The 13,225-nt window shown below is 35.7% G+C and carries 10 protein-coding genes and 1 pseudogene; 3 read left to right on the top strand and 8 right to left on the bottom strand.

Annotation, left to right across the window (positions count from 1 at the left end):
- Positions 1-136: 136 nt before the first annotated feature.
- On the bottom strand, positions 137-1,255 hold the full coding sequence (ald, locus tag LCL96_RS01420) for an alanine dehydrogenase (protein ID WP_113969681.1): 1,119 nt from the start codon (positions 1,253-1,255) through the stop codon (positions 137-139).
- Between the two features lie 241 nt (positions 1,256-1,496).
- Between ald and LCL96_RS01415 the strand changes: the two genes are divergently transcribed.
- Positions 1,497-2,825 carry a purine-cytosine permease family protein gene (locus LCL96_RS01415; protein ID WP_224939714.1) on the top strand — a complete coding sequence of 443 codons (1,329 nt, stop codon included), beginning with the start codon at positions 1,497-1,499 and terminating at the stop codon, positions 2,823-2,825.
- A 66-nt stretch (positions 2,826-2,891) separates the two neighbouring features.
- On the opposite strand, the gene LCL96_RS01410 is transcribed toward LCL96_RS01415, so the two are convergent.
- A complete protein-coding gene (locus tag LCL96_RS01410; protein ID WP_224939713.1) occupies positions 2,892-6,416 on the bottom strand; it encodes a pentapeptide repeat-containing protein in 3,525 nt (1,174 codons plus the stop codon).
- Between the two features lie 1,188 nt (positions 6,417-7,604).
- Between LCL96_RS01410 and LCL96_RS01405 the strand changes: the two genes are divergently transcribed.
- A complete protein-coding gene (locus LCL96_RS01405; protein WP_224939712.1) occupies positions 7,605-9,101 on the top strand; it encodes an adenylate/guanylate cyclase domain-containing protein in 1,497 nt (498 codons plus the stop codon).
- Between the two features lie 133 nt (positions 9,102-9,234).
- Here LCL96_RS01405 and LCL96_RS23355 read toward each other — a convergent pair whose 3' ends face one another.
- A complete protein-coding gene (locus LCL96_RS23355) occupies positions 9,235-9,369 on the bottom strand; it encodes a hypothetical protein (protein WP_263628036.1) in 135 nt (44 codons plus the stop codon).
- 70 nt (positions 9,370-9,439) lie between these two features.
- A complete protein-coding gene (locus tag LCL96_RS01400) occupies positions 9,440-10,198 on the bottom strand; it encodes an adenylate/guanylate cyclase domain-containing protein (protein WP_224939711.1) in 759 nt (252 codons plus the stop codon).
- Positions 10,199-10,285: 87 nt separating this feature from the next.
- On the opposite strand from LCL96_RS01400, the gene LCL96_RS01395 reads away from it, so the two are divergent.
- A complete protein-coding gene (locus LCL96_RS01395) occupies positions 10,286-10,855 on the top strand; it encodes a hypothetical protein (protein ID WP_224939710.1) in 570 nt (189 codons plus the stop codon).
- Between the two features lie 347 nt (positions 10,856-11,202).
- On the opposite strand, the pseudogene LCL96_RS01390 reads toward LCL96_RS01395, so the two are convergent.
- The 4 genes and pseudogenes from LCL96_RS01390 to LCL96_RS01375 all read right to left on the bottom strand — a co-directional run.
- Positions 11,203-11,475 (bottom strand): annotated as a pseudogene (locus tag LCL96_RS01390) (substrate-binding domain-containing protein); the annotation flags it as partial.
- Between the two features lie 48 nt (positions 11,476-11,523).
- Positions 11,524-11,661, bottom strand: a complete 138-nt coding sequence (locus LCL96_RS01385) for a hypothetical protein (RefSeq protein ID WP_224939709.1) — start codon at positions 11,659-11,661, stop codon at positions 11,524-11,526.
- Positions 11,662-11,852: 191 nt separating this feature from the next.
- Positions 11,853-12,191: a hypothetical protein gene (locus tag LCL96_RS01380; protein WP_224939708.1), complete on the bottom strand. Its 339-nt coding sequence runs from the start codon at positions 12,189-12,191 to the stop codon at positions 11,853-11,855.
- Between the two features lie 80 nt (positions 12,192-12,271).
- Positions 12,272-13,126: a malate synthase gene (locus LCL96_RS01375; RefSeq protein ID WP_224939707.1), complete on the bottom strand. Its 855-nt coding sequence runs from the start codon at positions 13,124-13,126 to the stop codon at positions 12,272-12,274.
- Between the last annotated feature and the right edge of the window lie 99 nt (positions 13,127-13,225).

Below are 13,225 nucleotides of genomic sequence, written 5' to 3'. Positions count from 1 at the left end.
TTTTATTTTCTTTCTCTCGTTCGCTACTTTATGTTATACCCGAAATTCATAAAGTTAAAAGTGTGTTTGATCAAAGATGAAGAATTCGGCACACAAAAAGCCGACTGAACATTTTCATGCAGTCGGCTTCCTGTTGTTATTGTTGCTCTAATTGAGTTCTAGTATCTGAATAATCTACATCATGCGCTTCAGCAACAGCCTGGTAAGTAACATATCCATTCAATGTGTTAATACCTTTAAGTAGCGCTTCGTTATCTAAGCACGCTTTTTTGTAGCCTTTGTTGGCGATTTGAACCGCATAAGGTACAGTTACGTTTGTTAATGCGATGGTAGACGTACGTGGTACGGCACCAGGCATGTTGGCAACGGCATAGTGTACAACACCGTGCTTCACGTATGTTGGATCGTCATGCGTTGTGATACGGTCTGTTGTTTCGAAGATTCCGCCTTGGTCGATGGCGATATCGACAACAACTGAACCAGGTGTCATTGCTTTGATCATGTCTTCTGTTACTAATTTAGGTGCTTTCGCTCCTGGAATCAGTACAGCACCAATAACTAGGTCTGCTTCTTTGACAGCTTGTTCGATATTTAACGGGTTAGACATAAGCGTTGTTACGTCGCTACCGAAGATATCATCCAGCTGACGAAGGCGATCCGGGTTAAGGTCAAGGATGGTTACGTTGGCACCAAGACCGACAGCCATTTTTGCTGCGTTCGTACCGGCAACTCCTCCACCGATGATCGTTACTTTACTGCGGCGAACCCCAGGGACACCTGAAAGTAATACACCTTTACCACCGTGGATCTTCTCTAAGAACTGGGCACCGATTTGAGTCGCCATACGTCCAGCTACTTCACTCATCGGAGTCAGTAATGGAAGGGCACGATTCAGTTCAACCGTTTCGTACGCGATTCCGATCACTTTATTATCGATTAACGCTTTCGTTAATTCCGGCTCTGGAGCAAGATGTAAATATGTAAATAAGATAAGCCCCTCGCGGAAATAAGAGTACTCACTTGGAAGTGGCTCTTTTACCTTCATGACCATATCCATGGACCATGCTTCCGCTGCAGAATCAACGATGTGTCCACCTGCTGCTTTGTAATCTTCATCTGTAAATCCTGAACCCATTCCCGCTCCAGCTTCAATGTAAACCTCATGTCCAAATTGAACAAGGTTCACAACACCAGCCGGCGTCATGGCCACACGATTTTCGTTGTTTTTAATTTCCGTTGGTACACCAATACGCATACTAAGCCAACCTCCTAAATGCACTATTGCTCCTTGGAGCATTCACTTCCTAAATATAACACTATTCATATATAATAGCGAAGGGCAATTACTCACCCTGTAAGCACTTACATTCTAACAAATAAATAAGGAAATATCTCTATTTTTCTTTTAAAAAATAAATGATTATTTCTTCGCTTTTTTTCAAAAATTCTTTAAAATAGAAACCATGCATCCTAGTATACCCAAAGGAGACCATTATATGAAACAACCCATGATCGAACGGCTCGGACTCGAAAAGGTCCCACCTGCACTAAAATCAACCACATGGATCGAATACTTCATCATACAGCTCGCCTTCTCCGTAAACGCAGGAAACTTTCTCATCCCGGCACTGGCCGTCCTCGAAGGCGGACTATCCTTCCAGGCAGCATTTCTTGCCACCGTACTCGGAGCAAGCGTCGCCTTCCTCTTTGTATCATTCCTGTCACTACCGGGCTCCCGCTACGGACTGCCCGCACAATACGTCCTGAGATCCATCATCGGAACCCGGTTGTCGATGCTCATCGCATCCCCCATCCGGTCCCTGACGTCCCTCTACTGGTTCAGCGTCCAAACCATCGGAGGAACCTTCGTCATCATCTCCATGGTGGAAAAAGTAACACCCTACACGATACCATTCATAACAGTCGCCATCGGACTCGCCATCATCATGACCCTTCTTGCCCTCATCGGCTTCGAAGCCGTCAAAAAAGCGACCAAACTATTCATCCCGATCCTTGTGATCGGTCAGGGAATCATCCTGTACCTTTTCCTAACAAAAGGAGCCGATTCCCTTACAACACTCACACAAGGCCAGGAACCCTTCTCCATCGGAACGTTCCTATTCTACTCAAGCCTCGTCTTCGTCCAGTACATCTCAGGCGTCAGCGCATCCTCCGACATCACCCGCTACAGCAAAAGCGATCGCCACGGGTTCTGGGGACTGTACGGAGGAAACGTCGTCGGATTCATGATGACCGCACTGCTTGGAGGATTGAGTGCCAGCTTGTTCAAAGATCTGAATCCATTCGTGGCAGCGGGTCAACTGACCGACTCCAGTCTGCTTTTATTGGTGATCACGGCTTGTGCGATGGTATCGATGATTTCTATTAATCTTAGTAATGCGTATACAGGGGGATATAGTCTGCTTAACGCACTGCCGTCCCTATCGCGGATTCAAAGTGCACTTTTGTTCAGTATCGCCGGGATTATTTTAAGTTCGTTTCCGCAGCTGGTTTATAATGCGCAGGAGTATATTTCGTATCTGGGGATCCTGATCATTCCGATATCGGCGATTGTGGTGGCTGATTATTTGGTTATTAGGAGAGGAAGGATTTCTGAGAGTGCGCTTGTTCGGCTTGCGAGTGGGGAGTCGAATTTTAATCGTGAGGCGTTGGTTGTTTTAGTATTTGGGATGGTGGTTTATTTAGTGATACCTGATAGTTGGTCTCCGGGGTTTAGTTGTTTTATTGTTACTTGCGTTGTTTATGTGGTGGGTAAGAGAGGAAAGAGGATACAAATGCATGATTCTATTCAGAAAATTTGTTAAACGAAAAGAGCGAGAAAAAATATACATAACAAAAAGCTGTCGAATTCGACAGCTTTTTGTTATGTATTATTTTGTAGAGAATAAATCTTGATAATTAATTGATTTCATACTTAAGGCACCCTTTGACATAAGAAGACCACGGTTTTTTTCACTCAACCCAATCGTCAAATCTATATTAACATTTTCCCAAGTCAATAAATTTGAATAAAATCCTTCTGTTTGTATATTGCCTGTTTCTAATTCAATTAAATATTTTTCCCCTTCAATACATGACACTTCTACAAAATCTCCAAGATATATCATATCTACCATATATACAGTATCTAATGTAGTTTCCCAAATCAGTTTATCTTCACGAATACATTCAATATATACCTGATTCTCTTTTAAATACTGAACATCTTTATCAATAAAAGGATATTTTATATTAACTTCATAAGATTTAACACGAATTGCACTCACCCAACCTATTTTCACTAAAGTTTCTTCCAAATTAGCTCCCTCTAATGTTGCATTTTTTAATATTGCATCCTGTAAATTTGAAGAAGACAAATCACTATTCTTAAAATTACAACCTGTAAGATTTGCCCTCTCTAAATTACAATTCACTAAAATGCAGTTAGAAAAATCTAGTCCAGATAAATCTTCATTTCTTATTTCTTTTAATAGAACAAGAGAGTTTGATATTAAATACTTGATCTCTGAAAAACTCTTTCCCCTGTTCTCTTCAATAATTTCAAACAAAGTTGATTCTAGCTTCTCCTTAGAAACCATATTAATGAGGAGATCAATTATTGCCATTGTAATTGGTTTACTTCCAAAAGTTTCAATTAGGTTCTCAGTATTATCTCGATTAAAATTTCTTAAAAGAACCTTTTGTTCATTACCTTCTGGATAACTTGGAGAGTTACGAAAAAAATATTCGGTCCAATTATAATCTTTTGCTGCTTGTGTATAATCTACATTCGATTGACTTCTTGCTAAATCTGTAAAATCTGATTCTAAGGTTCCTAAATGGGAAGCAAATTTATAAGCAGTAAAAAACTCTGTCAAAGAACGATGAAAGGGAGAATAATCCCCTTCGGAATTTCTTATAAGAATAGTTTGGCCCAACATATCGTAGTGCCAGTGATCCAAATCTTTTTGTTTACTTACTTTAGTCCCAAATAACCTCTTAAGTTGCTTTGGAAAATCTCTATAATTAACACTCATTTCGTCAGTTAGTAGCATTTCAAATGATAATTCAGATAGAAAGTATAATTTGTCCGCTAATGACGTGAAAGTTCTTTCTGATTTTATATCTCTTTCCATCTTTGTTTTAATTGCATAAAGGTATACTCTAGAAATATCAATAGGTTTCCCTTCTTTAATGTCTGGTAAGGCATCCATAATAAATTCACTCATCACTGGCCTAGCAATTAAACTCATTAATTCTTTATTAGTTAATACTCGTTTTACAGTTTCTTCATCAAACTTATTTAGTAGCAAAGTATTAATTTGTTCATTTGTGAATTTTTCTAAATTAAGCACTTCAAATTGTGGTGGTTCCCCACTTAAATTTGATGTAGATGCCTTTAATTCCGCATTTAATAAATCCCTTCCTTCCCTTGCTTCAGGAAAATGTTCTGTTCTACATGTTAATAACGCTTTTGCACCTGCTCCCACTACTTTTGCTAGTTCCCAGAAGTTATTTATCATTTGTTGTCTATCTACTTTGGCTGCCATTTCATCAAATCCATCGAATATAAGTAATAATTTACCCATTCTATTTAGTTCTTCAAAGGCTGCATAATTTGGTAAATCGATTTCATGACGTCTAAAAAAGAAATCAGATAAAAGAGTTTCTACGCTAAACGCTTTTGCATAATCCCTGAGAGGTATAAACAGAGGAATACGAGGACGAGCCAATCCTTTAGCCTTTGCCTCCTTATACTTTAAGAGAATAGTCCAAGCATAATGGAGTGAAAACCAGGTTTTACCTGTACCAAATTCCCCTAGAATAGAAATGTGTTTTTTTGTAGGGTCATCCAGCCAACGATCTATATAACCTTCTATATATCCTTCTTCCTCACCATATCTACTAACCCCTATTGATTTATCCAAAGATAAATCATATTCCTCTTTTGTACAGGCAAGTGGTATATATAACTCGTGAATTTGCTTATCCTTAATTAAATTCTCAAGCCATTCTAAATAACCATCAAAATTGGCATCTTCATCTATAAGTTCATCAAATGTATAGCATTCAATATTAGTTTCAGCTACTACTCTTTGTGCAGCAATACTAATTCTTCGATTTGTTATCAACCATCCTTCATGTACTTTTAATTCATTCACCCGATCTGATAAGCTGTTGCAATGTTGCAGGTCAATTTCCCCATCAATACATCTTATTAAAACTCTATCGAATCTACCTCTTCTTCTACCGGGAATATTTATTATTGTTTCTACATACTCTTCACTTCTCTCTTTATGTTTTTCAAATGTATAGCCTATTGCTTTAAACCAGTTTTTTACATTGTAAAAAAGCAAATCGATGTTCGTTCCCTCAACCATATTAAAATCAGTAGTCGATCTAATCCTAGTCGCTTCTTTTTTAATTTTTGTATGGTCTTCATCATTCTGTTGATTTAATAATAAAGCTGTCATTTCTCTATAATAGACAAGCAACCATTCTTTAATGTCTTTTGATATAAGTTCCGTAAGGTTATTAACTCCTTCAAATCTCTTAACTGAAATATTAGCGCTTTCTAAATACCTTTTGAATTCTCCTTCTGTATAAAGATTTTGATTCAAATAAATAAAACATTGTTTATTTAATGATATGGCAAAATCTAACTGTTCAAGATAGGTTTTGTGATTTTGCTTTTCGTTTAATATTTGTATATAAACGTCTGATCTTTCAATAAAAGGCACACTATCGTATTCACTAGAAAATCTATTTACATTTAGATTCTCACCAAAATTTATTTCACTCTCTGATAATTCGCGTTCAAAATCCTTTATATTTATGTTTGAACTGGCCTCTATATAAAACTCTAACATATTTCCATTTACAACTTCTGTTGGCCTTGAAGGCAGTACCTCAAGAATTTTTTCTAGTGAATCTAACTTATCTAACTTATTAATAATATTCTCAAGTGAAGTCTGTAAATTCTTTATGTCATGATCAAACATAATTTCAGACGGATTTCTTGACATATTTATAATACTTTCGAAAACCACGCTAAACTTCGCTACTTCTCTCTTAGGATCTATATCTATTTTCTTGAAATCTTTTCCTAACTCATGCCAATCCAAAAACTCATTTATTTCCTTAAGGAAAGACGATGGATTTTGTTCCTCAAATGATTTTTTAAAAATATCTTTTACGTACTCATCACTAAAAAAATCTAAAAATATTTTGTGTTTCCCGATTCCATATTCAACTAATGTATACGCATATACTCCACTAAAATCTTTAGGTGGATGTTCAGGACTTAATTTTAACCTTTTCAAAACAGAAATTACCGCTAAATTTCTTTCTACTTTACCTTTAATAACTGGCAAAGAGGCTTTTGCAATTATCCCAATAATTGTGCCAAATTCCATAATAAAAACCCCTCTTTGAATTTGATATAAAAATTATACCAAATATAAGAAAAGTTAACTATAATAGGTAATTCCTCAAGGAAAGTTGGCTAAGAAATTTTCCCACCCTCGCCATCATATTTACCATCATTTCGAAAGGATTTTACCTGGTTACGCTAACGCGTTTCCTAATTGAATAGAAAAACCCTACAGATTAACAATTTCATAATCTTGTAGGGCTTTTTTATTTCTTTTGCGAAGTCAAGAATAGTTTACACATTTAAACTTGGATTGCGTTTTAGGCGCGAGCGTCATGGGTTAACAAGGTAATCGAATCCTGACAAAACTGAATAGAGAAGAAATTCAGAACTTAGAAGATTATCAATATATAAAAGTGTATAAAAAGTTGGGTTCCTTTTGCGAAAGAGTTAATAGTAAAATCTATAAGTAAGTAACTTTTTAAACTATACACATAAATTCATCTATATCCCTATACTTTAAATATACTATCACTTCAATAGAAACTTTATCATAAATTGTTAGATTCTTGATTATTTATTACAAAATACTCCCATTAAGTATTATATAATATAGACACTTACAATTTGTAAGATTATAACGGAAGGATAGACACAGCGTATACCACTAAAAATTCACACGCAATATTAAATTATTTAAATCAATCATCATAGAGATTTAAACTAAGGGCATAAGAATAGAATGTTTTATACTAAGGATTATGCCTACAAAAATCTAGAAAGAGTGAATTTCGGGATTGGTAATAGTGATAGTAAATCTTCATTTGTTTTTGCCTTTTAGAGGTGCTCATTGCCATAGGAGCTTTTTTATCCTTAGAAGGGCTTTTTCTTTTTCTTTGGTAAGGCCGTCAACTCTATATTAATCTCCCTAACACCTAAAATTGACTCATCTATTTCAACGAGTTAGGTATAAAGAAAGATTCTAACTTACACTTTCACTCAATAGATAAAAAAGTTTTATTAAATATTTACAAGACAATAAAGACATCTGTTCAGAAGAACAACTACTTTTACTAGATATCGAATCACAAGTTTATATTAACTCTAAGATGACAACAAAAAGTTCAAAAACTTTAGAAAAGCAATAAACTCTACTAAGTTGTCATTAATATGTCTAATAATATTTTTGATTTTTGGGACTATTCTTAGGGCTTTTTAAATTAAAAGGAGGATGAAGAAAATCAGTAATAATTGGACCTTAGAAAATTTAGAAACGGTAAATGAAAAGATAGGTGAAGTATTAGATACTCCAATGGAAGTTGAACCATATTCGGGGGATACGGTTCCCTCTATTAACGACCTTGACGATAAGAATGAAGGATTATTAGTAGAATGCGCAATTCTATTTGTTGACATTCGGGGATCAACCACTCTTTCAGATTCCTCATGGGCTAAAAGCATGGCTAAAATATACAGAGCATTTGTTAGAGCTATGGTCTTGAGTATAAATCATAGCGGTGGGAGTGTAAGACAAATTGTTGGAGATAGGGTAATGGGCGTCTTTGTTAATGGTGATAAAAAGGCTACTGAGAAAGCGGTTGAAGCTGCGAGAGCAATATTAACTGTTGTTGATTACTATTTTAATCCAAAGTGCAAGAGCGAAGTTAATGGAAAAGAAATTGAATGCGGGATTGGATTAGATTACGGAAAGGTTCTTCTTACTCAAGTAGGCATGAAACTCCAAGAAGAGGAATCAAAAGATTTAGTGTGGGCTGGAAAGATTGCAAATATAGCTAGTAAACACACCGACATGGCGGAACCAGGTGAAATTTTTTCAACTAAACGGTTTTTCGATAATCTACCTATAGATTATAAGACAGATGCGAGCGGTAATGAACTTTGGCAAGAAGATAGGCGATTTAAAAGCAATGGATTATTTGAAGGTTTTATTATAAAGAATTATTATCTAGATTGTATTTTAGATAATACCGACAAACAAGAAATTGAATCATCTCAGCTAAAAGAGATAGAAGTACCGACAGAAAATCCACTAGTTAACATTGAGGTTGCTCAAAAGAAGATTGAAGAATTTTTACAAAGGCGCACCGAAAGAAAAGTCGATGAAACATTAGATATAGCTCTTAATAAACTAGAACAAGTGGTTCGTCGTGAAGAACAACTAAAAAAAATGGAAAAAGATTTAGTAGAGAGAGAGTCTAAAGTAAATCAAAAAAATCAAGAGCTTCGTTTAAAAGAATTAAAAATTAATGAAAGAACACTATTAGCAGAATACGAAATCAAAGTAAACATCCTGTATGATCAAATGGATGACCTTTCACTTACTATGTTCCGAACAATTTATGAAGAAATTGTCGGGTTAGGAAGAAGATCAGGCAAAAGTAATATACAAGTAAAAAGTGATTTACATTATTGGAAATTGATAAATTTTCTATCAAAAAAAGATGTTGGCTGGGCTTATCAATTAATAGAGGAACAGTTAATGAAAGCCCAAGCAAGTAGATGGTGGGCAATGCCTTTAAAAGATAATGTCATAAAAGTTATAAAGGAACTCCATAAAGAATCCGCTTTTATTGAAAGTGTAGAATATTCTATGGAACACTATGAATCAGACTTTGTTACAGATGATAAATTGGAGCTAAGAGATATTCTAGTAGAATTAGGGGTTAGTATGGATGTTGCAAATAAAAAAACCAAAATAATCAGCTAATACTTACTAAACTATTTAAATGCTGTCAGATCCCCGGTCCATGCTTTGCCGTACCGAGGGACTGACCCTATACCCCGCAAATCTATATGTAGGACACATGTTTCTATTAATTTGCATTATTGTATGCCTGTTATTATAAATTAGGATATGTAATATCACTTTCATCTACACTGGGTACGGTAGTAGTTTCCATGACTACTGCTTTGAAACCGGATGATAAAATAGCTTTCATTTCTTCTTCGATTTCCCTAAAATCTTTCATAGACATTTGTTATCACTTTTTATTCTATTAAGTTAAGATACACTTATTCATTACTGATAAAAAAATATTGTATATATTACGATAAAGAGTTGTTCTGGTTTTTCTTTTCATCTTTTTCTTTTTGTTCCTTTAGCCAATTATTCATAGCTATACTTACTGCCGAGCTTGAATAATAAGGATCAAAATTGGAAGATGAAGTGAACATTTCTTGATACTCCTTCTTAAGATTATCGTAAAAATTCTTTGTAATGACAATTGGCTTTTGAACATCTTTCATTGCTTTAGAGCACACCTTAGATGCTTGATTGACTGCATCCCCCATATACACTACCTCATTTAGTCCGGACCCATTATACCCAGCCTTTATCATTAAGACTCTTCCCCATGAAAGACCTATTCCAGCTTTAATTGCTGTATATCCTTTTTTCTCTAATTTATAATTTAAAATCTGTATCAAGCTGTTTATCTGTCCTGCTGCATCTAGAGTTTCATTAACATTTTGTTTGTATTTCCCACTAAATATAGCCGATACACAATCCCCGACGATGCTTATCTCTTTACAATGTAAAAAACCATTTAGTATAGCAACAATTTCACTAATGTAAGACCGATATATTTTAGCAAGCACTTTCTTTTGATGAACTTGAGGAAGAGTGGAAGAACCCCTTAGGTCCACAAATAAAGCACAACACTTTACATAATAACCATTCGTATAAGTAAGGGTGTCTCTTTTTGGTATTTCATCTTTATCATCAAAATTACTTGTAGAATTTAAAATATCGTCTATTCGACTAATACTATCATCAAATTTATAGGTTTTGAAATTTGTCTGCATTCATTAAATCCTCTTTTCGTGTTATTATTACAACTAGCGTATCACTTTCGAAACTTTCAAACAATAATAATGAAAGGAGATGATTCTTTGAATTCATCCCAGAAGCAAGACAAAGCAAACAAAGTTTTTGAAAATGCAAAATTCTGGATTTCAAACGCAGATGCAAAGGTTTCATTTATAATTGGATTTACTGGGGTATTTTTAGGTTTTATTTTTTCCAGTGATTCAATTACTAAAGCAGTACAGAATTACATCATAACTATAAGTAAAATGAGCTTTAGTGATTTAGAACTGATATTGTCATTAATTGCTACAATTTTATTTGTAATAACTATTTACTATCTCGTGAAAGCTGTTCACGAACTAATGAAAGCTTTACAAGGAAGAATAGACCCGAGCATTTATAAACAACCAGGTTTGGAAATAAATTCGAATATATTTTGGGGCTCAATAGCATCAAATGATTATGCCACATTTAAAAGATCCTTTGATAACCCCGAGGATGAAAAAGAACTTAATGATCTTCAGTCACAAGCCTACATAAATTCATTAATTACCAAAACCAAATTTGAAAACTACAACAGTGGTCTAAAATACATACAAAAAGCAGTTGTATTTTTTATTATTTTTAAATTGCTAACGTATTTTCCAATTTAAAAATTAAAATATCTTTGCCGACCTGTGGTTTCATGGGCTAGCATGTTTTGCTAAATCAAAATGGGGCTGACAAATCGTCAGTCCCTTTTATCTGTACATTTTACTTATTATCATAGTTCTAAAGACCTTTAAAACAATCTCGCTTTTTTAGTCATATGTTTAACTACACTGACCTTTCTATTTAGATATTGAAAGGTCGGTAAACCTTCTTAGCGTTGATTAAGCTTCCCTTTGCTCCCAGTACAGAAAAATGTATCAGGTATGGGTTTTCCAATCCTCCACCTGCCTTTCCCTGCATAAACCAAACCCCTTCCGTAAAAACGCACAAAAGGGGCTTTCCATCAAAATTATTCCGTTGATGCTTCTACATTCTCCTCCGTCACCAACTTCAACGGCACCGGAATCTTCTCCTTCACTTTCTTTCCTGACAACACATCAGCCCCAGCCTGAACGGCCAACTGACCAATCTTCTCAGGCTGCTGAGCGACAGTCGCAGACAGGTTACCATTCCGAATGCTAGTCATCGCATCTTCATTTCCATCAAATCCAACGACTAAGGTTAAATGGGGACGGTTCCAGTTTGACTTTTTCACTAATCTCCAAGCTAAAGATAAGTGATCTTTAACGATTTTCATTATTCTGTCCATTTATGCATTTAAATTGCCCACCTACACCAAAGATAAGCCCGTTTGAGTCGTGTATCTCTTAAGAGCCACAAATATTGGGGTCAGTTCTTGCCCTTCAAAACCTTTGATGAAATCTCTAATAACTTTTTTTATTTCTTCAATATTTTTTACCACCGTCATATTGCTACATCCTTTCAACCAATTAAAAAGCACCCTAATAAGGATGCTTTCATTTTTTTATTCTACAATCTTTAATTGCCAGCTTATAGGATTCTATTCATTAAACAATAACCACTTTTTTCACTCAACTATTTCGATATATTAATCATAGTATTCACCCGTATCATAATAGCCACCACATTTTTTATAATTCAAATGCCACGAGAGCCCCCCTCCATACTGAGAAGGTTTCCAGAAACAGTTTTCTTTATCAAATTCATGTTCGCATTTTTTTCTACTTTCTTCCCACTCTCTCTTTTAAATTCAGCTTCTCCATCTAATTGTTTTATGTCATCATTTTCAATTAAATCAGGTTTAATTTCTGTATTACTTAAGTTTTCAATTACATCTTCTATAACTTCTGCAAGAATGGGGTCAGTCCCCCAGTTCATTAACGCTTCACCGTTCCAAGGGTCTGACTCTGACCCCAAGATTCCAGTTAAAGCCGAGAGTCTGACCCTAATATCACCAACAAACACAAAAAGGGACAAGGCGGCCGCCTTGTCCCTTTTTAACACTATTCGCAGTGACACTAACACCTTATATGTCCCAGTTCCCCCGCTATTCTTATCTAAGCACGCAATAATGCTCCATTCGGCTCTTTTAATTCCTGCTCTACTATTTGATTCATCTTAGAGAAGTGGTCCAGAAATTGTTGTGCCAGCTCTTGTTCCTCCGTGTCACTTTTCAATGAAACGATGTCGCGCAAAATCTGAGCCATCCACGAATTATCGAAATATCGGTACTTGCCTGAGTTCCATGTCGTTTGTTGAGGGGATTTTTCATTGACATAGTACTTCCAGAAAGGCATCTGCTTCGATTCTTCGTCTGTCAGTTGGAGTCTGTAATGGGAATGGGCAGGAATATTTCCATCTTCACAAAGTTTACCGATGAAATGGTCCTTCACCATATAGACACCCAAGATGCGTCTGTCTTTTTCAGGCATGCCGGGATCGACCGCTGTGAGCAGGACCGCACTGTTTTGGTGTAAGCGACTGGGCTTGTTTGGCTTACCCTTATTTTTACCACTGTTTATTTCACCAGAGGAAACCGTCCAATCTGAAAAGGAGCTACCCTGTTCTTCTGTATCGCACTTGTAAACCATCTGCGATTCGGGATGAAGTTTGTGATTTTTCATGAGTTTTTCATGATCCACTCGAAGCTCCTGGTTTCTTCTTTGCCGTGCCTTTTCCTCTTGCTTCTGCATTTCTTCCTCTTTGAGTTCCATTTCCTGCTCGTGTAAAATTTTTTCAAGTGAATTGGCAGCACTTTTATCATGTAGTTTCAAATGCTGTCCAAATGCATCCGGGTAAACAAATTTTTTATTTTCCGAGGCGAAATGGATTTCAACCACCGTATCACTATGATTCACGATGCTTCCCATACCAAACCGCTCATGTGTAACTTTCTTATTGATTAAATTCAATATATTAGTCCTCCTTGTATAAACACTCGGGTACTATTGCCTAAAAAGCTCACAAAAACTGTTTGAATTTCCCTTCGGAATAAATAAGATAGATATCTA

This window comes from Rossellomorea aquimaris (assembly GCF_020172085.1).
Taxonomy (GTDB): domain Bacteria; phylum Bacillota; class Bacilli; order Bacillales; family Bacillaceae_B; genus Rossellomorea; species Rossellomorea aquimaris_E.
This window is presented reverse-complemented; position numbering and strand designations above follow the sequence as displayed.